Consider the following 26,214-nt stretch of genomic DNA (forward strand, 5'->3'; position numbering starts at 1 on the left):
CAAATACGAGTGGCTGCGGCCAGAAGCCTACGCTGATTTCACTACGCTCAAGGCCGCCGTGCGCCATATTTTGGACCACGTGGGAACAGCATACCGCATCCGGTTTCAAACCTGAAATAGTCTGATTAATTCTGAACAAGCACTTACCACCTACGAACGCTAAACTCACTGCTTCCCCATTTTGCCATCTCGTTAAACAGAACGATGCCCGGCCGCCTATGCAGATCCTCCGTTTTTGAGGCTGCTGGGCGAACCGGGCATCTAATCCTTCAAATCTTACCAAGCGGCTGAGCTGGGGTACAGCCCCGCCATCCTTTCTGTAAGACCTTGCCAGAATGCGGGAACACGCCCTGAAGGGCTAACCGTGTTCCGCGCGAAAGCTGTTGTTAAGCGCGTCCGGCGGTGAAGCGGACTACATTCGACAGGCTTGGCAGGATTTGTTTGGGACTACTAGACATTTTGTACCTCCTTTCTTTAGGACCAACATAACCCCCGCTGCGCTTCCCAGCACCTTAGGGCGGCTAGGCAGGGGCTGTAGCACTCACTACGAAGGGTAAAGTTAAAAACCCCCGGGAAGGTTCAAAGCAAAAACACCATTATTTACAACCCTCACCCCTATTTTCAGTCATCTGCCTGATGATCAGCTCTTTTTTCTCATCGATTTCTTCACCTTGGAACCGGACTATCATTCTGGCTTCATAGTTGCAAGGGATGCTGACGGGTAAAAGAAGGTCAGAGAGTTGATTTTACAGACTTTTTTCTATCTTTTCCCGCAAACCAACACCCACACTTACCCCACCACCATGAAGAAATTTGTCATTCTCAGTATTGCCCTGCTGTTCGGCCTGATTGGCTCGGTTTCCGCCCAAACGCTTTCGCCACTGGGCATCTGGACCAATGCCGAGAAGAAAGCCACCTTTGAAATCTACAAGTGCGGCGACAAGCTCTGCGGTAGAATCGTGACGCTGACCATCCCCAACGACCCCAAAACGGGTAAGCCTAAAGTAGACACCATGAACCCCGACCCCAAGCTGCGCACCCGCCCCCGGTTGGGCATGGTGTTCATGAGTGGTTTCGAGTACGACGAAAACAACAAGTGGGACGACGGCAAGATCTACGACCCTGAAAGCGGCAAAACATACTCCTGCTACATGAAAATGGAGAATGCCAACTCCATGGAAGTGAAAGGCTACATCGGCTTTTCCCTCATCGGCAAGTCGCAGGCCTGGACGCGGGTGAAATAGCCCCACCTACGCCCATGGTGCTCCAACGGGGCCTCCGCAACCGGAGGCCCCGTTTTTTGTGGCCGTCTGGCACAAGTTCTGCTCCAACAGGTGAGCCGGTGGGCCAGGGCTGCGGCCGAAACCATTTACCAGGGCTCGTGTTACCTCTGAAACTACCCGCACTGTTTTGCTTGACTTGCTCAAACGGATTTTCTCCGATTCCTCACCCGCTGCGGCCGACTGGCAACCGTTGCGCCGCCCGCCCGCTCAGGAGCGGGTGCGGCAGCAGTGGCTGGAGCAACAGGTGTACCTGAACTGGGCCGGCCCCTACTTCAAGGCCTACCACTACCAGAAGGCCGGGCTACCAGGCTCGCCTTTCCGGGTGCAGCTGGCCCGGCAGGAAGGGCAGCGCGGGGCAGTTTTCCTGTACGACCCCAGCATTGGCCCCGGCAACTTCCAGCACTTTTTCGACTTCATCCGGGACCGGGTGCTGGCGCTGGGCTACCAGCTCGGGGCGGCCGATGAACGCGCCACCCGCCACGAGCGGTACACGGAAGCAACCCAGAAGTACTTCCTTAAGCCCCAGCCCCACGATTGTACCCACACGGGCCGCTGCAACCAGCGCTACGGCAACGTTACGGTCGACCTGGTCAGCATCAATGGGCAACCGGGCTTTATCCGCCTGTTCAACAACCCTTTCACGGACAGCATCTTCACGCCTCCCGGCACCTTCGATGAGCTCGTTGATGCCGTATTCAACCTGCCGGCCGCGCCGCCGGAAGTGCAGGAGCTGATTGGCAAGTACGCGCGGAAGGGAAAGTAAGCCACTCAAGGCCAGCAGGCGCAACGCCCGTTGAACGGTACCCCAATGGGTCGTTCAACGGGCGTTGCGCCTGCTGGCCTTGAGTGGCTTACTGGCGGTTTACTCGCCTCGCACGAAACGGGCCTGGGCCACGGAGCCATCGGGGCTGAGCAGGCGCAGGTGGTAGATGCCGGGGGCCAGCGCACCGGTTCGCAGCACCGGGGCGGGCGCCAGCACCGTTTGGCGCAGCACCACGCGGCCCGTGGCGTCCGTTACTTCGGCCTGGGCGCGGGAGCCATTGAAATCTGCCAGCCGGAGCTGGTCGTGGCAGGGATTGGGGTAGGTGCGCAGCGTAACCTGGGCGGCAGACGGCCGGGAGGCCGTTACCAGGCCGGCGTCGCGCTGCACGGAGCCAGTGCCGTTGAGCAGCCACTGGTCGGGGTCTACTTCGAGGCTGCTGATGACGCGCGACTCTGCTACGGCGGCTGACACCACGAGCTGGTACTGGCGCAGGCGCAGGGTGCGGGAAGTGCCGTCGGTGAAGGTAAGGCGGTAGTCAACCTCCGTATCGAAATACGGCGTCACGGTTGGCATCGACGTTGTTTGAGTGTTCTGAATGTACACCTGCCCGTTGGCCTGGTTCCAGCGCACGGCAAACGAGGGGAACCCTTCGCCCCGGAACCACTGGTCGAAGAAGTATTGCAGGGAACGGCCGGCTTCGGCCTCGAAGATGCGCTGCAAGTCGCGGGTGCGGGCCGTGCGGCCACCGTAGGTACTTTGGTAAGTGCGCAAGGCCCGGAAAAACCGGGTGTCATCGTTGAGCACATACCGCAGCATGTGCACCACGGCTGCCCCCTTCTTGTAGCTGAGGCGGGAGCTGAAAATCCGGCTCACGCTGGTAGTGTCGCTCACGAACAGGCTCCCGCCCGGAGCCGGCACCCACTGCGCGTTCACGTACTGGTTCATGGCCGAAAAGTGGGCGTTGTTCATCCAGTCGCGGGCCGCACCAGCGGAAGAAAAGCGGTTCAGCGACAGATATTCCCCGTAGGAGGCGAAGCTTTCGTTGAGCCAGATATCCTCCCAGGCCCCGCAGGTCACGTTGTCGCCGAACCATTGGTGGAACAGCTCGTGGGCCGTGAGCGTAAAGTTGAAGCCATCCTGGGTGGTCATGGTCTGGTGTTCCATGCCGCCGCCGATGGGCGCCATACTGTGCCCGTACTTCTCGTTGGCGAAGGGATACAGGCCCACCAGGTCGGAGAAGTTTTCGATGAAGCCCGGCGTGCGGTCGATTTCGGTACGGTAAAAGTTGAGGGCGGCCTGGTTGTAGACGTAATTCACCACCGGAATCCGGGGTCCGCCGGTGGGGTTGGCGTAGTTGATGTACTCGGCATAAGGACCCACGGCCACCGAAATCAGGTAGTAGGCAATGGGGTGGCGCGACTTCCACTCGTAGCGCACCTCGTTGCCGGGCAGGCTGGTAACCCGTTCCAGCACCCCGTTGGAGCCTACTTTGTTGGTGGCGGCCGTGGTCACCCAGACGTCCGAGGAGTCGGCCTTATCGGTCAGCGTTTGCTTGCAGGGCCACCACTCGTAGGCGTTGTAAGGTTCCGACAGGCTCCAGGTGGTACTGACTCCGTACCGGGAGTCGACGCGGGTATTGAGGGCGTTGCCGATGGCGGCGGCGTTGCCGTTGGGGGCCGTCCCGCGGTAGTAGATGCGGGCGCTGAACAGGGTATTGGGGGCAACGTTTGCCCCCAGGCCCACCGTCACGTCGCCCAGCGCCCGGCGCGTGAAGTCGCGGCTTCGGCGGCCGTCGACCACCACCGAGTCGATGGTGTAGGTGGCGTACAGCTCAAAGGCCAGTGAATCCAGCGCCTGCGCGCCGGTCTGGGCGCGCATAGTCACCACTCCGCCCACGGTGCGCGCGTTGTTGGCCAGCCGCAGGTCGAGCTTGTAGTACTTAACGTCGTAGCGGGCCATTTTCTGGCGGTGGCCGAGGCTGGCGTAGGCCGGGCGGGCCACCGCCGGCCCCATGTGGGCGCGGGCGCAGGCCTCGGCCGCCGAGCCATCGAGGTCGGCCGCTAGGGGCCGGTAGGTGGGCACCTGCGCCTGGGCCGCGCCGGCCAGCAGGCCGCCCAGTACCAGCAGGGAAGTAAGGATACGCATGGGAAGAAAGACAGACAGTGAAGTGGGGTTCCAAGATACGACAGCCCCGCACAAATCCGGGGACGGGCGCGCGGATTCGCGCGGCCTCTTCGTATCTTGGAACACGCTTGTTTTTCTTCTGCCTGACTGCCCGATGCTGGTTTCTACGCTTATCTGTTTTTTGCGCCGCGGCTGGCTGGCGCTGGCGCTGCTTTTGTTGCTGGCCGCGCCCGCCCGGGCTACCCACATCGTGGGCGGCGAGATGGACCTGCAATACCTCACCGGCAACACCTACCAGCTCACGCTCACCCTCTACTTCGACGCCGTTAACGGACAACCAGGCGCACTGGATTCCGACCTTACGGCCAGTATTTTTGAAAAGGGCAGCAACCGCCGGATGGCGGATGTGCTGCTGCCCCTGGTCAATAATGCGCTGGTGCAGTACACCAATCCGGCCTGCTCCACCCCATCGCTCATTACGCGCAAGCTTTCCTACACCCGCCAGCTCACGCTCAGCGCGCAGGAGTACGCCAACAGTAGCGGGTATTACGTGGCCGTGGAACGCTGCTGCCGCAACAACGGCATCAACAACATTGTGAACCCGGGCGGGGCCGCTCAGACGTTTTACCTGGAGTTCCGCCCGTGGTGCGGAACGGCATGGCCCTGCGCAACTCCACTCCCCGCATCTTTCCGCCCCTGAGCGACTATGCCTGCCTGCGGGAGCTGTTTTACTACGATTTCGGGGGTCAGGACGTCGACGGGGATTCGCTGGTGTACGACCTAGTGACGCCACTCAACGGCTCCTCCTCGGCGGCGGAGCCCAAACCGGCCGTAGCCTCGTCCTTGCCCTACCGAGACATCAACTGGCTGGCGGGCCTGAGTGAGACCAACCAGATTCCGGGCGCTCCCACCCTCACCATCGGCCGGCTCACGGGGCGGCTGGAGGTGCGGCCCACGCAATTGGGGCTGTTCGTGTTCGGGGTGCGCTGCACCGAGTACCGCAAGGGCGTGCGCCTGGGCGAAACCCGCCGCGACTTCCAGCTCAAGGTTATCACCTGCTCTGCCAATGCCCGTCCCAAGGCGCTTCTGCAACTGCCCGGCACCAAAATAGCCTACCTGCCGGGCCGCGACACGCTGCGCCTCAGCCCGGGCGCTAGCCGCTGCGTCACCTTCCGCTTCACCGACCCCGACCCCACTTCGGCCCTCACCTTTTCTCTGCGGCCGGTAAACTTTACGGCCCCGCTGCCCGCGCTCAGCGTGGCCCAGGGCACCGTCCGGACGCCCGGCCAGCCGGATACCGTCACGTCGCAGCTCTGCTTCCCGGCGTGCTTCAACACCCGGGGCAAGGTGTACCTGATCGACGTCATCGTGGCCGACAACGGCTGTAGCCTGCCCCTGCGCGATACCGTCCGGGTGGCCTTCATCTCCGTGCCCGACCCCAACTCCGCGCCCCTGCTCCGCACCACGGCCGTGCTGCCCCTGCGCGCCCGGGTGGGCGACGTCATCAGCTTCGACCTCACGGCCACCGACCCCGACAACGACCCGCTGACACTGACCATGGCCGGGCGCGGCTTTACGCCCGCCGCCCTGGGGGCCACGCTCGCCCTGGGTGCCAACGGCAACCAGCTCACGGGCCGCTTCAGTTGGAAAGTGGACTGCCGGGCCGTAGACAAGCCACTCTACGAGTTCGAGTTTACGGCGGCAACCGCGCCCTGCGGGGAGCGGCAGGCGGCCACTATTCTTATTCCGATTCAGATAGACTACTCCAATACGCCCCCGGCCCTGGCTACCACGTTCCCACCCGCCGCCGCGCCCGATTCGCTCACGGTTATCCGCCTGCCCATCGGGGGCGTGTACGATGCCACCCTGGAGGGCCAGGATACCGATAACGACGTGCTCACGCTCTCGGCCGTGGGCAAAGGGTTCGACCTGGCGGCGGCGGGCATGACGTTCACGCCCAGCAGCGGCGCGGGCACGGCGGCCGCCCGCTTCCGCTGGATGGCCGACTGCGAGGCCGTGCGCCAGCAGGGCCTGGAAGTAACCTTCACGCTCCAGGAAGCCACTTGTCGGCCCCGCCCCCGAACCCGCACCGTGCGCTTCGAGGTAACGCCGCCCGCGGCCGGCCCCTTTCTGCCGCCCAACGTCATCACGCCCTACCAGAAAGACGGCCTCAACGACGTGTTCACGCTCGATAACGCCCAGAACAACCTGCCCCCGGATTTCTGCGACGCCCGTTTCGCTAATATCCAGATTTTCACGCGCTGGGGCAACCGGATCTACCGTACCACCAACCGGACCTTCCGCTGGGATGGCGGGGGCCTGCCGGCCGGCCCCTACTTCTACCTGATCGAATTCACGAACGGCCAGAAATACCGCGGGGCCGTTACCATCGCCAACTGAGGTGGATGAGTGCGCCAAGAAACGCGTGAAACGGCCGGCGGCCGGCACAATGCCATAGCCCCCCCGCGCCGCTTTATGGGCGGGATGAAAAAGGAAAGGAAGCGCCTGAAAACAACAAGGCACGAGTGCGTATTAAAGCCGACCCCCCTGACGTTCGCACGTCAGGGGGGTCGGCTTTAAAGGCTACTGTGAGTTGCGCGTGGCAGAAATGGCGTCGCGCAGGGCACAGTAGCGGCCCATGCCACGTAGTGCCCGGCTCACTCCTGCTGCGCTAGTACAGGAACAGAAAAGCGGCGAACAGCGCTATCCAGAGGCCGTCGATGAAGTGCCAGTAGAGGGTGATCATGCGCAGCTGAAGGCGGCGGTAGGGGTTGCGGATGAAGACCAGACTGCGGACGGCGTCGCGGGAGGCGTAATGCGTGCGCAGCAGCAGCGTGAGCAGAAACAGCATCCCGCCCAGCAGGTGGGCCACGTGCAGGGCCGAAATCAGGTACACGAACGTGCCGCTGGCCTGGCCTTTAAAGAAGACGCCCTGCACCATCATCTCGCGCCAGCCCAGAACCTGTAATCCGGCAAATACGCTGCTCAGCAGCAGCGTGGCGGCCAGGCAGCGGCGCAGCATCAGCAGGTCGTCCTGCTCATACAGGCGGCGCGACTGGGCAATGACGTAGCTGCTGATGAGCAGCACGATGGTGCTGAGGGAAAAGAAGCGGGGCAACGGGTAGATGTCGGTGGGCGCGTCGGCCCGGAAGCGCGTGTAGGCGTATGCGCCGACCAGTACCACGAACAGCACCGTAATGCCCACCAGCCCCGCGTAGAGCATCATCAGCAGCGGCGGCACGCGCTCCATGCGCTGCAAGGACGAAGCCGGGCGGTTGGAGCCCACTTTATTGGAATGGTTGGGGTCGGAATTCATGAGCGGGGGGGCGGAACTATGTGCGTAGTTGCAAACCAATCAGCAGCCCTTTAGTTCCGGTCCGGCGGGACAAACGTGGTACCAGGGCCCTTCCAGCAAGATACGTAGAAAAGCCCCCGGGGCACGTACGTTTTTCGGCCCGGCCCGGCCCGGTGGCAGCCGTGGCGCCAGGGTCGGTATGCTCGTTTGTTAATCCCGATTCGGCCCGGGCTGGTTGGCTTGGAAGGTCCGGCCCGGGAGCCGCGCGTATCTTGCCGCTGCATGTCTGCTTCTGCCCCCTCATTTGCCGCCGCCCCGCTTGGCCCGCGCCTCTACCCGCTGGGCGAAACGGCCGTGGTGCTGGAGTTCGGCACCGGCATCAACGAGGCCACCAACGCTGCCATCCAGGCCGTGGCGGCGCAGCTGGCGGCCCATCCGTTTCCGGGCTTTGTGGAGTTGGTGCCCGCCTTCGCCACCCTCACCGTTTTCTACGACCCCTGGCAAGTGAGCCAGACGGCTTCCGGTAGCCCCTTCGACTACGTGGCCCGCCAGTTGCGCCAGCAGCTCGGGCAAGCGCCCGCGCCCGGCCCGGAGCCGACTACAACGGGTCCGGCGGTGGAAATTCCGGTCTGCTACGGGGGCGAGTTCGGGCCGGATTTGGCGGCGGTGGCCCGGCATTGCGGGCTGAGCCCCGAGGAGGTAGTAGCCCGCCACGCCGGGGCCGACTACCAGGTGCATTTTATCGGCTTCGCGCCCGGGTTTCCCTACCTGGGCGGCCTGCCCGCCGAACTGGCCATGCCCCGGCGCGCCAGCCCCCGGGCCGCAGTGCCGGCCGGCGCGGTCGGCATTGCCGGGGCTCAGACCGGCATCTACTCCCTGCCCACCCCCGGCGGCTGGCAGCTGATTGGGCGCACTCCGGAGCGGTTGTTCCGGCCCGAAGCAGTTGAGCCCAGCCGGCTGCGGGCGGGCCAGCGGCTTCGGTTCGTGTCCATCACGGCGGAACAGTTCCGCCACTGGCCCGCCTTTTCAGCCACTGCCCGATGAGCCTGCACCTGCTGCGCCCCGGCCTGCTCACCACCATTCAGGATGCCGGCCGGCCCGGCTACCGGCAGGCGGGCGTGAGCGTGGGTGGCCCCCTCGATGCCCGGGCTTTGCGCGTGGCCAACCTGCTGGTGGGCAACCCGACCGGCGCGGCGGCCCTCGAAGTCACCCTGCTCGGCCCCACCATCCAATTCACGGCCGACCACCTGCTGGCCCTCTGCGGGGCCGACCTCAGCGCCACGCTCAACGGCCAGCCCCTGCCCCTGAACCGGGCTGTGGCCGTGCGGGCCGGCACCCAGCTCGCCTTCGGCCGGCCCCGGGCGGGCTGCCGGGCTTACCTGGCCGTGGCTGGCGGGCTGGCCGTGCCGATGGTGCTGGGCAGCCGGGCCACCTACCTGGCGGCTGGTATCGGCGGACTGGCAGGCCGGGCTTTGCGGGCCGAGGACGTGCTGGCGGTGGCCGAACCCGCTCCCGCCGCCAACTGCCTGCGCCAACAGCTGCTGGCCCGCTCGCCCGAATTGCCCTGCGTAGCCGCACCCTGGTTCGCCGCCCCGACCCTGACGCCCCAGCCCGAAGCTAAGCCCGTGCTGCGGGCGGTACGCGGACCGGAATACGGGCAGTTTACGGCGGCCAGCCAGCAGGCTTTCTGGACGAAAGAATTCCAGGTGACGCCGGCCTCCAACCGCATGGGCAGCCGGCTGGCGGGCCTGCCCCTGCTCCGCACTGCCGGGGCACCCGAGCTACTCTCGGCGGCCGTCACGTTTGGCACGGTGCAGGTACCGCCCGGGGGCCAGCCCATCGTGCTGCTGGCCGACCATCAGACCACCGGCGGCTACCCCCGCCTGGCCCTGGTGGCCGCCACCGACTGGCCCCAGCTGGCCCAGGTGCCCCCGGGCGGTACGGTGCGGTTCCAGGAAATCAGCCTGCCCGAAGCCCAGCAGCTGTATATAGCCCAGGAAAACCAGCTGCGGCAACTGGAGCGGGCCGTGGCGCTGCGGTGGCCGATGTAGGGGCGGGGCTTGTCCCCGCCCGCCGTTGAACGAAACCGGGCGCTACAATTCATCAAACCAAACGCCGCTGTTCAATATAGCCAGCCGAACGTCATTCAACAAAACCATCCGCCGCTGTTCAACGACAACCGTTCAACGGCGGGCGGGGACAAGCCCCGCCCCTACATCGGCCGCTTCCGCCTATCTTGCCCGCCATGAATTCAACCCTTACCATCGACCTCAACTGCGACCTGGGGGAGAGCTTCGGCGCGTACTCCCTGGGGCAGGATGAAGCTATTCTGCCTTTAATAACGTCGGCCAACATTGCCTGCGGCTACCACGCCGGCGACCCGGCCGTGATGAAGCACACCGTGCGCCGGGCCCTGCACCACGGCGTGGCCCTCGGCGCCCACCCCGGCCTACCCGATTTAGTAGGCTTCGGCCGCCGCGAAATGGCCATTTCGGCCGAAGAAGCCTACGACATGACGGTGTATCAGCTGGGGGCGCTGCTGGCTTTCGTGCGAGCCGAGGGCGGCATGCTGCACCACGTGAAGCCCCACGGCGCGCTCTACAATATGGCCGCCGTGAACCCCGCGCTGGCCGAGGCGCTGGCCGAAGCTGTGTACCGGGTGGCGCCCGAGGCCTGCCTCTACGGGCTGGCCGGCAGCGCCCTGCCCCGGGCCGCCGAAAAGCTCGGTTTGCGCACCGCCCACGAGGTATTTGCCGACCGCAGCTACCAGCCCGACGGCACGCTCACGCCCCGCCGCCAGCCCGGCGCGCTGCTCACCGACCCCGCCGAGGCCGAGGCCCAGGTGCTGCGCATGGTCCAAGAGAGCCGGGTGCGGGCCCAGTCAGGCGAGGATATTGTGATTCAGGCCGATACGGTGTGCCTGCATGGTGACGGACCCCATGCGCTGACGTTCGCCCGGCAGCTGCGGGCCGCGCTGGCGGTGGCCGGCGTGGCGGTGCAAACGCCTTCCGGGCCGCGCGTATGAAGCCGGCTCGTAACTGGAGCGTGCTGCTGGGGGCCGCTTTTCTGATGGCTACCTCGGCCGTGGGACCGGGGTTTCTGACCCAGACCACCGTGTTTACCGAGCGGCTCGGGGCCAGCTTCGGCTTCGTTATCCTGGCGTCTATCCTGCTTGATATTGGGGTGCAGCTGAACGTGTGGCGGGTAATTGCCGTGGCCGAGCTGCGGGCTCCTGATATTGCCAACCGCGTGCTGCCGGGCCTGGGCAGCGTCATTTCGGTGCTGATTGTGCTCGGCGGCCTGGCCTTCAACGTGGGCAACGTGGGCGGGGCCGGCCTGGGCCTGTCGGCGCTTACGGGCCTGCCGGTGCCGGTCTGCGCCGGGCTGGGGGCCGGGGTGGCGCTGGGGGTTTTTCTGGTGCGCGAGGCCGGCCGGCTCATGGACCGTTTCGCCCAGGTGATGGGCCTGGTGCTGGTGCTCACCATCGTCTACGTGGCCTTTACTACCCATCCCCCTCTGGCCGAAGCGGCGCGGCGCACCCTGGTCCCCACCCAGCTCGACCTCACGTCCATCATCACGCTGGTGGGCGGCACGGTGGGCGGCTACATCACGTTTTCAGGTGGCCACCGCCTGCTCGATGCCGGTATCCGGGGCGAAGCTGCCCTGCCCGAAGTCACGCGCAGCGCCGTGCTGGGCATTTCGGTGGCCTCGTTGGTGCGGGTGTTCCTGTTTCTGGCTACGCTGGGCGTCGTGAGCCAAGGACTGGTTATTGACGCCGCGAATCCGCCCGCTTCGGTGTTCCGGCTGGCGGCCGGCGAGCTGGGCTACCGGCTGTTTGGGGTGATGATGTTCGCGGCGGCCGTCACGTCCATCATCGGTTCGGCCTACACCTCCATTTCCTTCCTCAAAGCCCTACTGCCCCGGGTATCGGCCCACGAAAACCGCTGGATTATTGGCTTCATTGTGCTTTCCACGCTGGTGTTTTTGACCATTGGTCAGCCGGTGCAGGTGCTGCTCTGGGCCGGGGCGCTCAACGGTTTCATCCTGCCCCTCACCCTGGGTACCCTGCTGGTGGCGGCCTACCGTCCGGCCATCGTGGGCCGCTACCGCCATCCGCTGGTGCTGGCCGTATTCGGGGTGCTGGTGGTGCTGGTGATGACCTGGCTCAGCGGCTCGGTGCTACTGACGGCGCTGGGGATGTAGCGCATCTTCACCGTCCTTACGTAGCGCCTCACCCCCCCCTCTCCGAAAAAGGAGAGGGGGAGCCAGACGACAGTGCGTTCGAGAACTCATTCCAAAGTTCGTTGAACGCACCCCCTCTCCTTTTTCGGAGAGGGGGCCGGGGGGGGTGAGGCGCTACGTGAGGACGACTAACCCTAACAACTACTTTCCCCCCCCATGCCCCACCCCGCCCGACTCCTGTTCGCCGCCGCCCTGTTGCTGGCCGCCGGCTGCACCACCCCACCCGCCACCACGGCCTACGACCTGGTCATCACCCACGCCAACGTGGTGGACGTGGAAACCGGCATCCTCCGGCCCGACCAGACCGTGGCCGTTTCCGGGGGCGTCATCCGTCAGCTCGGACCCACCGCGGCCAGCGCGCCGCGGGCCACGCGCACGATTGATGCCCAGGGGCGCTACCTCATGCCGGGCCTCTGGGACATGCACGTGCACTTTCGGGGCGGCGACTCGCTGGTAGCGGCCAACCGCAGCCTGCTACCGCTGTACCTGGCCCACGGCATTACCACGGTGCGCGACGCGGGCGGCGACCTGACTCCGGCCGTGATGGAGTGGCGGCGGCAGATTACGGCCGGCCAGCTGGCAGGGCCTACCATCTTCACTTCGGGTCCTAAAATCGACGGCCCCGGCGCGTTCTGGGCCGGCTCGCTGGAAGTGGAAACGCCCGTCCAGATTAGTCGCGCCCTCGATTCGTTGCAGCGCCTGAAGGTCGATTACGTGAAGATTTACGAGAGCACGATTTCGCGGGAGGCGTTTCTGGGCACCATTGCGCAGGCCGAAAAGCGGGGCATGCGCACAACCGGCCACATGCCCTACACCGTCACGCTGGCCGAAGCCTCAGCCGCGGGCCTCGACGCCTCCGAGCACCTCTACTACGTGTTCAAGGCCTGCTCTAATCGGGAAGACAGCATTACGGCCGCCATCCGGCAAAGCCAGGGCACCGCGAAGCCCATTGGGCTGTTTGCGGCTCTGCCGGCCGTGTACCGCACCTACGATACCGCCACCGCCGCCCGCGCGTTCCGGATGCTGGCCGAGCGGCGCACGGCCGTAGTGCCCACGCTCTACATTCAGCAGCTGTTGGCCGATCTGCCCACCACCGACCACTCCCGCGACTCGCTGCTGGCCTACATCGACCCCGCCCTGGAGGCCACCTACGCCCGCCGACTGGCCGGAGCCCGGCAGCAGTCGGCCGCCACCCGGGTGTTCAACCAGCAGCTCGGGGCCCGGTTCCGGAGCCTGATTCCGGGCCTGCAAAAGGCCGGCGTACTGCTGCTGGCCGGCTCCGACAGCGGGGCCTCCAACTCCTACGTGTACCCCGGCGCGGCTTTGCTCGGGGAACTCGACCAGTTGGTGCGCGCCGGCCTCACGCCCGCCGAAGCCCTGCGCACGGCCACTATCAACGGGGCCATCTTCTTTCACCAGGAAGCCACCGCCGGCTCCATCGCCCCCGGCAAAGCGGCCGATTTGCTGCTGCTCGATCGTAATCCGCTGACCAGCCTGACGGCCCTGCGCGGCCCGCATACCGTGGTGGCCCGGGGCCGGGTGTACCCGGCCGCCGAGCTGCGGCAGATGCTACAAGCCGTGCGGCGGCGGTAGCGTGGGCAGCCCGCCTGAAACCTCTCCGCGCTAGTCGGGTTTGGGTTGAATAATCACAGAGCTGACGCAGAACGACCGTTCTACCTCCCTTTAATCATCCCAGCACACTACTACCCTATGCGCTTCCTCTACTTCCTGTTACTTTGGTTGCTGCCACTCATCAGCTGGTCCCAGACGGGGGTACTGAGCGGCACCGTGCGCGACCGGGCCACCCAGCAGCCGGTGCCGGGGGCCACTATCACGCTGGAAGGCAGCACGCTGGGCACGGCCGCCGATGAGCAGGGCCGTTTCCGGCTGGCAGATATTCCGACGGGCAGCTACAACGTGCGGGCCTCGTTTATCGGCTACGAGCCGCTGTTGCGCGCCAACATCGTTATCACCAGTGGCAACGCCAACATTGTGGGCCTGGAGCTGGTGGCGAGTCAGCAGCAGTTGGGCGAGGTAACCGTGACGGCCAGCCGGGCCATTCGGGTGGCCACGGCCGAAACGCCGCTGAGCGTGCAGCGGCTGAGCGCCCAGGAAATCAAGAGCAACCCGGGCGGCAACTTCGACATTTCGAAGGTGGTGCAGGTGCTGCCCGGCGTGGGCGGCGGCGGCACGGGCGGCACCGCCGGCTTCCGCAACGACATCATCATCCGGGGCGGCGCGCCCAACGAAAACGTGTACTACCTCGACGGCATCGAGGTGCCGGTCATCAACCACTTTCAGACCCAGGGCAGCGCCGGCGGGCCGGCCGGCATGCTCAACGTGAGCTTTATTGAAGACGTGACACTGAGCACCTCGGCCTTCGAGGCGCGCTACGACAACGTGCTGAGCAGCGTGCTGCAGTTCCGCCAGCGTGAGGGCAACCCCGACCGGGTGCAGGGCAACATCCGCCTCAGCGGCACCGAAGTAGCGGGCACGCTCGAAGGTCCCCTGGCGCCCAATACCACGTTTCTGGCCTCCGTGCGCCGCTCCTACCTACAGGTGCTCTTCAAGCTAATTGACCTGCCTATCCGGCCCGATTACTGGGATTCGCAGTTCAAAATCACTTCCAAGCTGGGTCCCAAAACCACCCTCACGGCCCTGGGCCTGGGCGCTTTGGACCACTTCGAGGTGGCCGTGCCGCGCTCCACCACGCCCGAAAAGGCCTATATCATCCGCAACACGCCCACCATCGACCAGTGGAATTACACCGTGGGCCTGAGCTTGCGCCAGCTGCTGCCGCGGGGCTACCTCAACCTGGCGCTCAGCCGCACTCAGCTCAGCAATCAGGTCGATTTTTTTGAGGGCGGGTCGGCCAACCGGGGCGATGAGAGCCGGCGGGTGCTGCTCACGCGCTCGGGCGAAACCGAGAACAAGCTCCGCCTCGACGTGAACCGGAGCGCCGGCCGCTGGCGCTACGCCTACGGGGCCGTGGGCCAGCTCGTGCACTACGACAACCGCTTTTTCAACCGCCTGCGCCAGGCCGTGCTGGCCCCCGATGGCACCGTGCAGCAGCCGGCCGTCACGGTCGATTTCAACGCCAACCTCGATTTTGCCCGCTTCGGCGCGTTCGGCCAGCTCACCCGCTCCTTCCTCGAGGCCGACCGCCTCACCCTCTCGGCCGGCCTGCGCACCGATGGCAACAGCTTTACCGACGGCGGGGCCAATTTGCTGCGCACGATTTCGCCCCGGATTTCGGCTACCTATGCCCTTACGCCGCGCTGGAACGCCAGCGCCAGCGTGGGCCGCTACTACAAAATTCCACCCTCTACCCTGCTCGGCTTCCGCGACAATGCCGGCCAGCTTGTAAACAAGAGCAACCGCTACATCGGCAGCACGCACTACGTAGCGGGCCTGGAGTTCCTGCCCGGCCCCAGCCGCCGCATCACGCTCGAAGGCTTCTGGAAGCAGTACGACCACTACCCGGTGAACGTGCGCGACGGTATTTCGCTGGCCAACCTGGGCGGCGACTTCATTGCCCTGGGCAACGAAGCCGTAACCAGCACCGGCCGGGGCCGCTCGTTTGGGGGCGAGTTGTTCTTTCAGCAGCAGCTCACCCGCAACCTCTACGCGGTGGCCTCCTACACGCTGTTCAACAGCGAGTTTACCGGGGCCGATGGCCGCTACAAGCCCTCGGCCTGGGATACCCGCCACTTGGCCTCGGCGCTGCTGGGCCGCAAGTTTGGCCGGGGCTGGGAACTGGGCCTGAAGTACCGCCTGGCCGGCGGCGCGCCCTACACGCCCTTCAACGCCGCCGCCTCTAGGGCCAACTACCTCACCGTGGGCAACGGCGTGCTCGACTACGACCGCCTCAACACCCAGCGCCTGGGCACCTTCCAGCAGCTCGATTTCCGGCTCGATAAGAAGATAAATCTGCGCCGCCTCACCTTCGATTTCTACGTCGATATCCAGAACGCGCTGGCCCTGAAGAGCCCCGCCGTGCCCAGCTACGCCTTCCAGCGCACCCCCGACAACGCCGAGTTCGTCTCCACCGACGGCCAGCCCCTACGCCCCGACGGCAGCAACGGCATCCCCGTGCTACTCGACAACACCGCCGCCACCGTGCTACCCACCATCGGGTTTATCGTGGAGTTTTGATTTTTGAGATTCAGACTTAAAGTTCTTGTAGTATGGCAACTGCTCCCAATGCTGATTCGCGGCTCGAAATCCCGGCTTTTCTGTCGGCCGCCGAGTGCACCGACCTGATTGCCCGCAGTGAGCAGCAGGGCTTTGCCGAGGCCGGGGTGCTGACCTCTACCGGGGCTCAGATGATAAAGGGAATCCGCAATAACTACCGCGTTGAATACCCCGACCCGGCGCTGGCCGCCGACCTGTGGACCCGCTTGGCCCCGCTCCTACCGGCGAATTCCGAAGCAGATGGCGCGGCCCCAATCGGCCTTTACGAGCAGTTTCGCTTCTACCGCTACGACGTGGGCCAGCGCTTCAACCGCCACAAAGACGGCAGCATCCGGCCCGACGACGCCACGGCCAGTCGCTGGACGCTGCTGCTCTATCTCAACGACGATTTCGAGGGCGGGGCCACCGAGTTTGAGGACCTGACTATTGCCCCACGCCAGGGCGCGGCGCTGGCTTTCCGGCACGAGCTACGCCACAAGGGTTGCCCCGTTACCGCCGGCCGCAAGTACGTGCTGCGTACCGATGTGCTGTACCGGGCGGGGTAGCTGCTATTCAGGGCAATTGTATTTAATTTTCTACTTGGTGTCACTCACTATGTCCGTTGCTGATTCACTAGCTCGCATCGAAACCTGGCTGGCTGCTCATGCGCCCCGCATCCTGCGCGAGTCGCTGAACCCCGGCGCGGCTTCGGCGGCGTTGGATAGGCTGGAAACTACCGTGGGCCGGCCGCTGCCCGCCGACTACCGGACGCTTTACCAGCGGTTTGATGGGTTGAACCAAGCTGCCGACAACCTCGGCAGCTTTTGGTATGGCCCGCGTTTTCTGCCGCTGGCGCAGGTAACGGGCAATTACCAAAGTAGCGCCGCCGATTCGGAGGTAAGTCCTCTTTCCAAAGTACCAGCCATCAGGCAGGATAACGCGCTGAACCCTTTCTGGCTTCGTTTGGGGTTCGATGGCTCACACGTGTGGCTATGCCTCGACCTCGACCCAGCTTCGGAAGGCCAATACGAACAGGTCATTCTGTTGGATGAGGAAGCAGAAACGGCTTTCGTAGTAGCTGGTTCGGTAAGCAGCCTACTGCGCGACTTTGCCCAGGACCTGGAACAGGACCGGTATGTCCTCAACCCCGATGCGCTGGAGGATGGCGACCGATATTTGGACCCGGTCCAAGCCATTGACGTGGTGAACTGGTACCACGCCGAGCGGTGGCAGGACAAGGTCAACGGTTGCTGACCGGCCGTTCAGCAGTACCCTTTCAGCAGGAGGCAAAGTTTATCGCTTCAATAAAGCGAGAACCGGCCGTCATCCCGCCGTACCTTGCGGCTTATGCCGACCCCAATGCAACCCACCCCCAACACTGCCCCTTTTATCGTGACCGACGCGCCGCCGGAGCTCACTGACCCGGCGCGGCGGCAGCGCATCCTGGTCGACCTCTCCGACATGGACGATTATTACGTGGTGTTTGAGCGCTACGGTTTTGGGGGCGGCGGGGCCTGTTGGGCCGAGCACATTGAAACCATTATCGAGGAGCACGCCCCCGACCTGCTGGAGCGCGTGGAGCTGGCCGGGGCCGGCGAAATCTTCCGCGCTTTCACCGACGGCCCCGCCACCACGGCCGAGTTCCTGGCCCTGGTGCGACCCATCTTCGCCGATTTGGGCAGCCTGAACAAGTACCTGAGCCAGACCGACCCCACCGATTTTTTCGAGTAAAATCTGCCAAATTGGACAACGGATGGCCTTTTTCACGTAAGAGGTTGAAGCATACTGAGGGGCTTCGAGCAGATGACTACCAACCTGTGCGGCCTCGACAGCTACCAGCGCATTTTCGAGTTGCAGCAACGGGAAGTAGCCCCCCTCAACCAGGCCGTGAGCGTGTCTGATGACCTGTTCAGGGCCAACTACGCCACCTACCTGGAGGTAGTCACGGCCCAGCGCAACGTGCTCGAAGCCGAGCTCAACCTGACCAACGCCCGCCGCCAGCAGTTGCTGCTGCTCATCAACCTCTACCGCGCCCTCGCCGGGGGCTGGACGCCGCCCTGGACCGGGGAGTAACGGCTGGGCAGGCGGGGGCCGCCTCTCACGCCCCCCTTGCTTACCCGCCTACGGGGTTTCATCCCTTTCGCTCCGCCCCTATACCACCACCACATCCCGCAGAAACCCGGCCGCGCCCGCGAAGTCGAAGTACCGCTCCTTGAGCACCGCTACCTGCAAATGCGCGGGCAGCCGCGCACCCCACTTGGCGAAATCCATCAGGGCCGGGTTCTGGGTTAGCGCATCGTGCAGGTGGAAATCCACGTCCAGCGCGAACAGGCGCAGCTGCTCGAACAGCGCCGGCAGCAGCGGCGCGGCCACCCCAAGGCCGAAGCTGCTCGCGCGCTCATCGAAGATGAATTCCACCTCCAGTTGCCGGAGCAAAAAGGCTAGGCTGCGGTTGATTTTCGTGCCGGTGAAGGTATAGAAAACCAGGCCGCTTTCCTTGAGCAGCGCGGGCCGCTCGTGGGTCATTTGCGCCGGCCAGGGCCGGCCGGCAAACTGCTGGCGCAGGCCGCGCAGAGCCAGTCGGCTGGGCTCGTCCAGCTCCGGGTACTCGTCGGTAGCGGCCAGAATGGCCAGCATTTTCTCGCGGATACGCGGGTGCACCGTGCCGCCGCCACCCGAGAAGGCGGGGCGCTTGCCGTCGCGGGCGGGCACTACCTCGATGCGCTTGGCAGCCATATCGATGTTGGTGATTCTCCAGGTGCGGGCGGCCAGAAACAGGTTTTCCTGCTCCTGCACCTGGATCGAATAGGGAATTTCGCCCACCGTTTTGCCGGCATGGACGACTTTAAACACCGACTCGGTTTTGAAGACGCTGAAAAACTCCCGCGAGTTGACCGTGAACTCACCCTCCACCCCGATAATGAGCTCCGGCCCCAGCGCCTCTAACCAGCCAATACGCAGTAACTCGTCCAGAATTTCATGGGCCGCTGCCGGCGCTATTTCCTCGAACAGGCTATTGTCCAGCAACTCCTTAAGCAGCGCAATCCGGCCAATACCTGCCCGCTCCTTCACAATAGAAAGGGCCTGGTGCAGCAGCAAATCATAGGGGTGGCGGGCGGCCCGCAGCGGCTCCACGAAGCCCTCTTGATACAGCAGCCAGCAGGCCAGCGACTGCACCAGGCTCCAGGCATTGGTGGCGTAGAGCAGCAGCTCACTGGCCGCCCCATCGCGCCGCCCGCTGCGCCCCACCCGCTGGATGAGGGAGGCCACCGACTGCGCCGCGTCAATCTGCACCACTTTATCGACCGAGCCGATGTCGATGCCCAGTTCCAGGGTGGAGGTGCAGGCAATGCAGAAGGGCTGGCGCTGGTTGTTTTTGGCGAAGTGCTCCACGTATTCGCGCACCTCCTTGTGCACCGACGAGTGGTGCGAAAAGTAGTGCGGGTGCCCGTGCACCCGGTCCGAAATCAGGCGCAGCTTCACGGCCACCACTTCGGCCAGGCCACGGGTGTTCGGGAAAATCAGGGCTTTACTATGGCTGGTTTGCTTGTACAAATCCTTGAGCAAATCGAGCGGCAGATCGGCCCCGTGGCGGTCGGCCGCGAAGTAGCGAAACCGCGTGAGCAGCTCCTTACCGGCGCGGTCGAGCAGCACCTTGGTGCGCGCGGCCTCGCCGGTAAAGCGCTTGGCCTCCGCGTAGTCGCCGATGGTGGCCGACAGGCCCACTACCGCCGGCCGCGTTCGGCTCACGCGCCGCAGCCGCCCCAGCAACGACTGCAATTGCAGGCCCCGGTCGGTGCCCAGAAAAGAGTGAATTTCGTCAATCACCAGGTAATCTAGGCTGGCGAACAGCGTTGTAACGCTGGAGGGCGAGTGCACGAACATGGCTTCCAACGACTCGGGGGTGATGAGTACGATGCCTTGGGGTTGGGCCAGCAGGCGCTTCTTGTCGGCGCGGCTGGATTCGCCGTGCCACTTGGTCACAGGCACGGCGAGGTACTGGCACAAGGCCTCCACGCGCTGAAACTGGTCGTTAATAAGGGCAATGAGCGGCGACACGTACAGCACCCGCACGCCCGGCCGCCCAAAATCCACCTTCGACAGAATAGGCAGAAACGCCGCCTCCGTCTTGCCCGAAGCCGTGCGCGAGGCCAGGATATAGTTGTCGTCGTCGGCCAGAATATGCTGGATAGCCGCCGCCTGAATCGGGCGCAGTTCCTGCCAGCGCTGGTCGCGCACGTAGCGGCGAATGGGCTCGGCGAGCAGGTGGAAGGCCATTTTTTGGAGCTGTTAGCTGTCAGCTATTAGCTGCTAGCTTTTCGTTCTGATGAACTTTATGAGGTAGCCAGGAATGGGGTAGAGACGCAAAAATTTGTATCTCTCCTTAAAGGGCTGAATGACGAGAAAGCTGTCAGCTAACAGCTCAAAAAAACTCACAGCACCTCAATGGCATCCACGGCCGAGTCGTTGGCACCGGGCCGCTCGTCGCGGATTTGAATGTCGCCGAACAACTGCTTTTTATCCAGCTCCGGGTTTTGGCGCAGCAGGCTCAGGATGTTGAGGAAGTCGCGGATGACTTCGCGGGGCGTGAGGAATTCGCTGGCCCCGGGTTTGTTGAACATCTCTTCCATGAAGGCCTCAATGTCGGCATCGGTGATGGCCAGCTGGCTCTGGTAGTTGAAATCGAAGATTTCCTTGAGCTTTTGCAGCAGCACGAACACCTCGTTGTGGGTGAGCGGCATGAGGCGGATGACGGGCTGGGCGAAGTCGCGCAGTGCGCTGGTTTCAAACTTATTGGTTTCCAGCCGCGACTTCAGGGCCTGGTAGCTGAACAGGCCGCGCCGCTCGTTTTCGAGCACCTCGCGGGTGCCGGCGAAGTTGAGGAAGAAGTGCTCGATTTTGCCTTGGAAGCAGTCGTTGTAAATGGTCAGAATCTTCTCATAGTTCTTCTCGCGGGTGGCCGACGACGCTATTTTGTACAGGTTGATAGCCTCGTCCAGATTTATCATAAACCCGCTGTAGCCCATGCTCACGAACAACCGGCAGAAGTTCTTGAGCATGTCGTAGTAGTTGAGGTCGTTGATGATTTCGCGCACGCCCAGGTCGCGCCGGGCCTCAGTTTTGGTGCGGTACTCGCCCTTGAGCCACTTGAGCGCGTCGCGCCGCAGCGTATCGTTGCCCGTAACGTAGCCCTCGTAATACTTCATCACCACCGTGCCAAAGTCGAAGCCGCCCACGTCGGTCAGCTCCTGAATAGTGGCCATAATGGCGGCCTGCACCTTCGGCAAGTGCTTCTGGTCGCGGATGCTGGGCAGCGGAATGTTCTCGGCGGCGGCCACCCGGCTCATCACCTGCTCCATCCATTTTTCGAGCAGCGTGGCCAGTGCCCCACCTTCGGGCTTGGTCTGGATGGCGATGTTGTCCATGATGGCCGCGTACAGGGCCACGGCCTTGTGGTCGTTGGCATACAGGCGGTTGTCGGGCGTGAAATCGGCATTGGCCACCACAAATTTCTGCTTCAGGGCCACCGTGTTCAGCAGGTGCAGCATAAACGACTTGCCGGAGCCGAAGTCGCCAATCCAGAACTTGACCATGCTGTGTCCGTTTTTGACATCATTCAGGGCCTGCAAAAACGCGGCAATTTCGGGCGAGCGGCCCACCGTAATGTGCTGCACCCCCAGCTTGGGTACCACGCCGCCCAGCAACGAGTTGACGATGGCCGTGGCTTCCTTGGGTTTTATGTTGTCGATCATCAGGCAGTAATCTTATGATAATAAGGCTGGTAAATGGTGTAGCCGTCGCCGGTTTCCTCCACCAGCACGTCGTCCAGCAGCTCGTAGCACGCCTCATTGAGGCCGTCGATGAGCTGGTGGCGCAGCGTGCCGTGGCTGATAGCCAGCGCTTCTACCTGGGCCTGCGACAAAGCCAGCTTGTGGGCGGCGAAGAGTTGCAACAGCACCCGCTGCGGGATATCCAGGACCAGGCTACCAACGCAACGGGCAGCAGCGGGGGGGGGCGGATCAGCGGCCGTTCGGGGCGGTTTGGCAGCTACTTTCCGGGATTTTGCAGGCTTGGCCGGCGCGGGAGTTTTCCCCGGCGGCGGGGACGCAACGGTTTCGTCGCGCAGGTATTCGTTGAGCAGCTCCACGGTGCCGCTATGCTGGTCGCGCACGGCGTGGATGGCGTGGCGGTCCAGCTCGATTTTGCGGCGCTGCACCTCGTACACTTTCGGCAGTTTGGCCAGGGCCTCTTCCAGGTTTTGAGAGAATGCCAGCTCGTTCACCATCACTTGAAACCGCTTGGCCTGCTCGGGCTGCGAAAACAGCTGTTTCTGCAAAGCCTTGGGCAGGGGTTTGGCTTCGGCGTAGCGGGCTTTTACACCATGCAGGTAGCGCAGGTGGTAGCCCAGCGCGGCCTCGGGGTGCCGGGCGGCCAGGCGTTTAGTGGCCTCCTGGTAAAGCGCCCCCACGGCCGGGTTGTCGGCGTTGCGGGCCGCCAGCGCATCGAGGGCGGCCACGAAGGCGGGCGCATTGGCAGCGGGGCTAGTTACCAGTTGCGCCAGCTCGGCTTTCCAGCGACTGGTGTTCAGCTTGTTGAGGAGCCGCTCGGTAGCATGGTCGGGGGCGGGCAGCAGGGCCAGTAGCGGCGGTAGCAGCGGCGGCACCCGCCGCCCCAGCAGCTCCCGGAAATCAGGTTCCAGCTCGGCCAGGGAGCCACCGAACAGACTGGTTATTTTACGCTTGTGGCCCAGGTGCGCCCGCGCCGCGTTTTCGCAGAGCCGGAAAATAGCCAGGTAGGTATCGGCCCCGGTTTTGGGCGGCGTGTAGTACCACGTCGTGCTGGCGTAGTAGCGCAACGACTTGGCGCGGCCATCCAGGGTTTTCACCGTCTGGGCCAGGGTACTGCCCTCGGACTTGAGCTGCTGCTCCAGCAGCGGCAGCACAGCCAGGTACAGTCGCACGGTGGCCTCGCGGCCCGCCTCCACATCCAGAAACGTATTGGTTGGCAGCGGAAAGCGGTTGAGCCAGCTGATTTGCCGGGGCGTGAGGGCCAGCTTCTCCTTATAGAACCGGGCGAGGCTCGGCGGCTCGTAATCGTTGTAGTACGAGTAACCGGACGTTGGCGGCAGTGCGGGCGTAGACCGGGGCAGGTCGGCGCTGGCCCATTGGAGCGCATTGTTCAGCTTCAGTAATAGGCCCGTTACGTCGATGATGGAGTCGTCAGCGGAGTCGGTTGGCATGGCGGAAAACGGGAAAATTGCGGTCGGCGGCGGCTACAAATTACGGCAATTCGCCCGGTACCGTGCACTCTGCCACGCCTGCCGCCACGTAGGTCGGGGGCGGCGGCTCCTGCTCCTGCCGGGCGTGGGTGGCCAGCAAATGCTGGTAGAGCGGCGGCTGGGCCGCTGTCAGGCCGGGCAGGGGTTGGGGGCTGAAACTGCCGCCGCGCCCGCCGCCATGGTAACGGACCACTCCGATGTTGTTTTTAAGCGCAACTCTGCCATCGTTTAGAGCGAAAATATTTCTTGCTTATCATCTGCTTACTGATTACGCCTACGCCTTATCTCGGCGGGTTGCTTGGCAAGGGCCTTTTCGGCAGCAGCTGAAGGAGCTTTCTGGAGCGCTGACGAAGTCAGGGGGTAACATCAGTTATCGACACCCGGGTTGGCTGACAGAACTGCCATCCGGCCGCAACCATGCAACGCCCGACGGGTGGCCGTACTCCAGGCAAAGTACCGCCGCCCCGTTTTTTTGTTCCATATGCTGCTCCTATTGGGCTTACTGCTGACCCACTCGAACCTCACCGTCGCTTCCCCGGCCCCGCCCGACACCCTGACCGCCCGCGAAACCCGCAACCTCACGGCCCTGGCCCGGGCCGTCGGCGACCTCAAGTACTTCTACCCCAACCGCCACACGGCCCGCGTAAGCTGGGAAACAGTGCTGACCCGCGCCATTCCGGCCGTGCGCCATGCCCCCACCGATCAGGCCCTGGCCGCTACTCTCGACCGGCTGTTGCGGCCGTTGGCCCCCGGCTGCCGCTTGGCTATTGGCACTGGTACCGCTATTCTTCCCGCGCCGCCCGCTGCGGCGGGCTTCTACTGGGAGCATCGCGGGCTGGGGCTTGACAAGGCCGGTTTAGGGTTGGTAACCGGACTGATGCGGCTGGGCGGGTTGCACTATGAGAGCCGGATTGAGGCGGTCTCGGCGACGGAAACGGCAGCCGCTTTCCCGGACGGGCCGACGTATACGGAGGCCCTCACCGATTCGGTGCACCTGACCCTGCCGCTGGTGCTGACGGCCGCTCAGCACCGGCTGCGGCTGCGGTACCGGCCGGGGCGACGGGTCCGGCAGTTATCCGCCGCCACCCCGGAACAACGTATGGCAACGGTCATGCTCACCTGGAACATCATCCGCCACTTCTACCCCTACCAGGCCGTGCTCGACCGTGCCGGGTGGACCGAGGCCCTGCCGGCCGCGCTGGAGCAGGCCGGCAGGGCCACCACCGAAACCGAGTTGCTGGCCGCTGTGCGCCGGCTGCTGGCCCGCCTGCCCGACCGCCACCTGAGCTTCAGCCCCCTCACCCGCACCGGTCTGCACCTGACGGCTCCGCCCCTGGCCCTGGAACTGGCCTGGGCCGACAGCGCCGTAGTGGTGCACCGGGTACCCGCCGGGCTGGCGTCGGCCGTAGCCCCGGGAGCGGTCCTGACCCACCTGAACGGCCAGCCGGCAGGGCCGCTGCTGGAAGCCCTGCGCCGCACCATTCCGGCCACCAGCCCCACCGTAGCCCGCCAGCTGGCCGCCCGCCAACTACTGCCGGAACTGGCCGCCACGGCCGCCTCGGCGGCGTTTACGCTCCGCGATTCGCTGGGCCGCACCCGGACGCAGACCTGGGCGTTCCGCCAGCTGCGCGGCAGCCACTCCGAGCCGTTGGGGCCGGTGCGCGAAGTGGCCCCGGGCATTGTGTACCTCGATGCGACCCGGCTGCGCTACGCGGATTTCCGGCGGGCTCTGCCGCAGCTGCAAGCCGCCGGGGCTCTGGTAGTGGATGTGCGCCGCCGTCCTCACTACGACCTGCTGCGCATCCTGCCCCACTTCACGGCTGAGCCCCTGCTTTCCGACAGCATTGCCACGCCCCTGCTACATCAGCCCAACTTCGGGCACCCGGGCTGGTTGGCAACGGCCAGCTCGCCCATTCTCCCCCAACTGCCGCTGCTAACCGCCCCAAAAGTCTTCCTGACCGGCCCCGATACGTACAGCTACGGCGAAACGGTAGCCACGTTGGTGCGCAACAACCGCCTCGGCGTGCTGCTGGGCCAGGCCACCGGCGGCACCAACGGCGAAATGAATTTCGTCAGCATCGGCCGCGCCTACGAGCTCACCTTCACCGGCCGCCGGGTACTGCCCCAGGGAGAAGTTTACCAGGGCCGGGGCCTTACCCCGGATCTGCCGGTTATGCCCACCCCAAGCCCTATTGGCCGGCCGCTGGACGCGACGCTGCAACAGGCCATAGAATGGCTGCGGGCGCAGTGAAGGAAGGTGGCCGCAACTGGCCGCAACCTGGGTCTGCCACGCGGAAAACCGCACGCCCATGCTCCGGACCGCTTCATCACCCCCAACAACCAGCCCCCACTAGCTAAAGAAGGACCCGATCTTACCCAGTACCGCGTTGAGCGATATTTTGGGTGAGCGGCCGGTGCCGAACGTGACGTAGGTTTTGCCGGCCACCCGTAGCTCCAGCACCAGGCCCAGACGGTGCGCCAGGCCGTTTAGCTCCTGCATGGGGTTGGGGGCGTTGCGGTTCTTCGGTTTGGGGGGGGCATTCGGGTCTTTGGGCGGACCGCTGGTTAGCTTGTCGAGGACGCGCTGGCTGGGCAGGTTCACAATCAGGTAGCCCCCCGAGCCGGCCACCTGCACATCGTCGCCATCGAGGCTGATGACCAGGCGCGCTTCGATGTCGAGGCCGCTAGCCAAGAGGCGCGGGGGTAACCGGGGGCAATGCGCCGGAGGGCGGATTTTCGCCCCGGGTCCGGATGCGCAGCGAGCCGTTGAGCCGCCAGGTAGTGGGCGTGGCCGCGTTCTGGGGGTTGGGCACCTGCAATTCCATCTGTTCGAAATTGAGGGCCAGCTCCACCCCGCCCGAAAGCTTGGAGAGCAGCGAGGCGGCCGTATCGGCCCAGGAAGTAGCTTGTTCAGGCATTTTCAGTAGTAAGAAGTATGCGTAAAAGAAAGTCGGAACCGGGTCCGGATGAGGAAGGGGTGGCAGTACCTTCGCTGCTGACAAATGCTGCCGGGCGGCCCAAGTTACGTTTTCGGGCTGGCAAGGCTTTTGACAAG

Annotated in this window: 23 protein-coding genes; 15 read left to right on the plus strand and 8 right to left on the minus strand. The window is 64.4% G+C overall.

Annotated features, from left to right (window positions below; all coding sequences use genetic code 11):
* The first annotated feature begins 803 nt into the window (after positions 1-803).
* Positions 804-1,244 carry a DUF2147 domain-containing protein gene (locus D0T11_RS18980; protein WP_119657431.1) on the plus strand — a complete coding sequence of 147 codons (441 nt, stop codon included), beginning with the start codon at positions 804-806 and terminating at the stop codon, positions 1,242-1,244.
* Between the two features lie 166 nt (positions 1,245-1,410).
* Positions 1,411-2,046 carry a hypothetical protein gene (locus D0T11_RS18985; protein ID WP_147374731.1) on the plus strand — a complete coding sequence of 212 codons (636 nt, stop codon included), beginning with the start codon at positions 1,411-1,413 and terminating at the stop codon, positions 2,044-2,046.
* 99 nt (positions 2,047-2,145) lie between these two features.
* On the opposite strand, the gene D0T11_RS18990 is transcribed toward D0T11_RS18985, so the two are convergent.
* On the minus strand, positions 2,146-4,191 hold the full coding sequence (locus D0T11_RS18990; RefSeq protein ID WP_119657390.1) for a M1 family aminopeptidase: 2,046 nt from the start codon (positions 4,189-4,191) through the stop codon (positions 2,146-2,148).
* 133 nt (positions 4,192-4,324) lie between these two features.
* Here D0T11_RS18990 and D0T11_RS18995 point away from each other — a divergent pair, with 133 nt between their 5' ends.
* Positions 4,325-4,870: a hypothetical protein gene (locus tag D0T11_RS18995; RefSeq protein ID WP_119657391.1), complete on the plus strand. Its 546-nt coding sequence runs from the start codon at positions 4,325-4,327 to the stop codon at positions 4,868-4,870.
* Positions 4,813-6,570: a gliding motility-associated C-terminal domain-containing protein gene (locus tag D0T11_RS19000; RefSeq protein WP_147374732.1), complete on the plus strand. Its 1,758-nt coding sequence runs from the start codon at positions 4,813-4,815 to the stop codon at positions 6,568-6,570. The genes D0T11_RS18995 and D0T11_RS19000 overlap by 58 nt, the downstream gene beginning before the upstream one ends.
* 271 nt (positions 6,571-6,841) lie before the next feature.
* On the opposite strand, the gene D0T11_RS19005 is transcribed toward D0T11_RS19000, so the two are convergent.
* Positions 6,842-7,486: a cytochrome c oxidase subunit 3 gene (locus tag D0T11_RS19005; protein ID WP_119657393.1), complete on the minus strand. Its 645-nt coding sequence runs from the start codon at positions 7,484-7,486 to the stop codon at positions 6,842-6,844.
* A gap of 261 nt (positions 7,487-7,747) precedes the next feature.
* Between D0T11_RS19005 and pxpB the strand changes: the two genes are divergently transcribed.
* From pxpB to D0T11_RS19055, 10 genes are all read left to right on the plus strand, one after another.
* On the plus strand, positions 7,748-8,509 hold the full coding sequence (gene pxpB / locus D0T11_RS19010) for a 5-oxoprolinase subunit PxpB (protein WP_119657394.1): 762 nt from the start codon (positions 7,748-7,750) through the stop codon (positions 8,507-8,509).
* A complete protein-coding gene (locus D0T11_RS19015) occupies positions 8,506-9,516 on the plus strand; it encodes a 5-oxoprolinase subunit C family protein (RefSeq protein WP_119657395.1) in 1,011 nt (336 codons plus the stop codon). The genes pxpB and D0T11_RS19015 overlap by 4 nt, the downstream gene beginning before the upstream one ends.
* Before the next feature lie 194 nt (positions 9,517-9,710).
* Positions 9,711-10,490 carry a LamB/YcsF family protein gene (locus D0T11_RS19020; RefSeq protein ID WP_119657396.1) on the plus strand — a complete coding sequence of 260 codons (780 nt, stop codon included), beginning with the start codon at positions 9,711-9,713 and terminating at the stop codon, positions 10,488-10,490.
* Complete coding sequence (locus D0T11_RS19025) at positions 10,487-11,668, plus strand: NRAMP family divalent metal transporter (protein WP_119657397.1); 1,182 nt, start codon at positions 10,487-10,489, stop codon at positions 11,666-11,668. Before D0T11_RS19020 ends, D0T11_RS19025 begins: the two co-directional genes overlap by 4 nt.
* A gap of 195 nt (positions 11,669-11,863) precedes the next feature.
* Positions 11,864-13,300 carry an amidohydrolase family protein gene (locus D0T11_RS19030; RefSeq protein WP_119657398.1) on the plus strand — a complete coding sequence of 479 codons (1,437 nt, stop codon included), beginning with the start codon at positions 11,864-11,866 and terminating at the stop codon, positions 13,298-13,300.
* Positions 13,301-13,417: 117 nt separating this feature from the next.
* On the plus strand, positions 13,418-15,862 hold the full coding sequence (locus tag D0T11_RS19035; RefSeq protein ID WP_119657399.1) for a TonB-dependent receptor: 2,445 nt from the start codon (positions 13,418-13,420) through the stop codon (positions 15,860-15,862).
* Positions 15,863-15,894: 32 nt separating this feature from the next.
* Positions 15,895-16,446, plus strand: coding sequence for a prolyl hydroxylase family protein (locus D0T11_RS19040; RefSeq protein WP_119657400.1), 552 nt, complete (start codon positions 15,895-15,897; stop codon positions 16,444-16,446).
* Positions 16,447-16,495: 49 nt separating this feature from the next.
* Positions 16,496-17,134, plus strand: coding sequence for an SMI1/KNR4 family protein (locus tag D0T11_RS19045; protein ID WP_182888496.1), 639 nt, complete (start codon positions 16,496-16,498; stop codon positions 17,132-17,134).
* Between the two features lie 93 nt (positions 17,135-17,227).
* Positions 17,228-17,611, plus strand: a complete 384-nt coding sequence (locus D0T11_RS19050; protein ID WP_147374733.1) for a hypothetical protein — start codon at positions 17,228-17,230, stop codon at positions 17,609-17,611.
* 72 nt (positions 17,612-17,683) lie between these two features.
* Positions 17,684-17,953 (plus strand): TolC family protein, encoded by a 270-nt coding sequence (locus tag D0T11_RS19055; protein WP_119657403.1) that lies wholly within the window; start codon positions 17,684-17,686, stop codon positions 17,951-17,953.
* A gap of 78 nt (positions 17,954-18,031) precedes the next feature.
* Here the strand turns inward: D0T11_RS19055 and D0T11_RS19060 are convergent, their stop codons facing one another.
* From D0T11_RS19060 to D0T11_RS22215, 4 genes are all read right to left on the minus strand, one after another.
* Complete coding sequence (locus D0T11_RS19060; protein WP_119657404.1) at positions 18,032-20,158, minus strand: DEAD/DEAH box helicase; 2,127 nt, start codon at positions 20,156-20,158, stop codon at positions 18,032-18,034.
* A 155-nt stretch (positions 20,159-20,313) separates the two neighbouring features.
* Positions 20,314-21,633: an ATP-binding protein gene (locus D0T11_RS19065; RefSeq protein ID WP_119657405.1), complete on the minus strand. Its 1,320-nt coding sequence runs from the start codon at positions 21,631-21,633 to the stop codon at positions 20,314-20,316.
* The gene (locus D0T11_RS19070) at positions 21,633-23,120 is read right to left on the minus strand and encodes a tellurite resistance TerB C-terminal domain-containing protein (RefSeq protein WP_119657406.1); all 1,488 of its coding nucleotides are present in this window, start codon (positions 23,118-23,120) and stop codon (positions 21,633-21,635) included. Before D0T11_RS19070 ends, D0T11_RS19065 begins: the two co-directional genes overlap by 1 nt.
* A gap of 40 nt (positions 23,121-23,160) precedes the next feature.
* Positions 23,161-23,352, minus strand: coding sequence for a hypothetical protein (locus D0T11_RS22215; RefSeq protein WP_147374734.1), 192 nt, complete (start codon positions 23,350-23,352; stop codon positions 23,161-23,163).
* A gap of 288 nt (positions 23,353-23,640) precedes the next feature.
* Between D0T11_RS22215 and D0T11_RS19080 the strand changes: the two genes are divergently transcribed.
* Positions 23,641-25,410 carry a S41 family peptidase gene (locus D0T11_RS19080; RefSeq protein WP_119657408.1) on the plus strand — a complete coding sequence of 590 codons (1,770 nt, stop codon included), beginning with the start codon at positions 23,641-23,643 and terminating at the stop codon, positions 25,408-25,410.
* Between the two features lie 99 nt (positions 25,411-25,509).
* Here D0T11_RS19080 and D0T11_RS19085 read toward each other — a convergent pair whose 3' ends face one another.
* Positions 25,510-25,851, minus strand: coding sequence for a hypothetical protein (locus D0T11_RS19085; RefSeq protein WP_119657409.1), 342 nt, complete (start codon positions 25,849-25,851; stop codon positions 25,510-25,512).
* Positions 25,844-26,077, minus strand: a complete 234-nt coding sequence (locus D0T11_RS19090; protein ID WP_119657410.1) for a hypothetical protein — start codon at positions 26,075-26,077, stop codon at positions 25,844-25,846. Before D0T11_RS19090 ends, D0T11_RS19085 begins: the two co-directional genes overlap by 8 nt.
* Positions 26,078-26,214: the final 137 nt, after the last annotated feature.

It is taken from the genome of Hymenobacter rubripertinctus, assembly GCF_003583925.1.
Lineage (GTDB): Bacteria > Bacteroidota > Bacteroidia > Cytophagales > Hymenobacteraceae > Hymenobacter > Hymenobacter rubripertinctus.

Coding starts and splice junctions, on each gene's coding strand:
- D0T11_RS19040 (WP_119657400.1), top strand. CDS start 15,895: ATGGCAACTGCTCCCAATGCTGATTCGCGGCTCGAAATCCCGGCTTTT.
- D0T11_RS19060 (WP_119657404.1), bottom strand. CDS start 20,158: ATGGCCTTCCACCTGCTCGCCGAGCCCATTCGCCGCTACGTGCGCGAC.
- D0T11_RS19080 (WP_119657408.1), top strand. CDS start 23,641: ATGCTGCTCCTATTGGGCTTACTGCTGACCCACTCGAACCTCACCGTC.
- D0T11_RS19030 (WP_119657398.1), top strand. CDS start 11,864: ATGCCCCACCCCGCCCGACTCCTGTTCGCCGCCGCCCTGTTGCTGGCC.
- D0T11_RS19055 (WP_119657403.1), top strand. CDS start 17,684: ATGACTACCAACCTGTGCGGCCTCGACAGCTACCAGCGCATTTTCGAG.
- D0T11_RS19025 (WP_119657397.1), top strand. CDS start 10,487: ATGAAGCCGGCTCGTAACTGGAGCGTGCTGCTGGGGGCCGCTTTTCTG.
- D0T11_RS18995 (WP_119657391.1), top strand. CDS start 4,325: ATGCTGGTTTCTACGCTTATCTGTTTTTTGCGCCGCGGCTGGCTGGCG.
- pxpB (WP_119657394.1), top strand. CDS start 7,748: ATGTCTGCTTCTGCCCCCTCATTTGCCGCCGCCCCGCTTGGCCCGCGC.
- D0T11_RS19070 (WP_119657406.1), bottom strand. CDS start 23,120: ATGCCAACCGACTCCGCTGACGACTCCATCATCGACGTAACGGGCCTA.
- D0T11_RS19045 (WP_182888496.1), top strand. CDS start 16,496: ATGTCCGTTGCTGATTCACTAGCTCGCATCGAAACCTGGCTGGCTGCT.
- D0T11_RS19015 (WP_119657395.1), top strand. CDS start 8,506: ATGAGCCTGCACCTGCTGCGCCCCGGCCTGCTCACCACCATTCAGGAT.
- D0T11_RS18990 (WP_119657390.1), bottom strand. CDS start 4,191: ATGCGTATCCTTACTTCCCTGCTGGTACTGGGCGGCCTGCTGGCCGGC.
- D0T11_RS19090 (WP_119657410.1), bottom strand. CDS start 26,077: ATGCCTGAACAAGCTACTTCCTGGGCCGATACGGCCGCCTCGCTGCTC.
- D0T11_RS18980 (WP_119657431.1), top strand. CDS start 804: ATGAAGAAATTTGTCATTCTCAGTATTGCCCTGCTGTTCGGCCTGATT.
- D0T11_RS19005 (WP_119657393.1), bottom strand. CDS start 7,486: ATGAATTCCGACCCCAACCATTCCAATAAAGTGGGCTCCAACCGCCCG.
- D0T11_RS19020 (WP_119657396.1), top strand. CDS start 9,711: ATGAATTCAACCCTTACCATCGACCTCAACTGCGACCTGGGGGAGAGC.
- D0T11_RS19050 (WP_147374733.1), top strand. CDS start 17,228: ATGCCGACCCCAATGCAACCCACCCCCAACACTGCCCCTTTTATCGTG.
- D0T11_RS19065 (WP_119657405.1), bottom strand. CDS start 21,633: ATGATCGACAACATAAAACCCAAGGAAGCCACGGCCATCGTCAACTCG.
- D0T11_RS19035 (WP_119657399.1), top strand. CDS start 13,418: ATGCGCTTCCTCTACTTCCTGTTACTTTGGTTGCTGCCACTCATCAGC.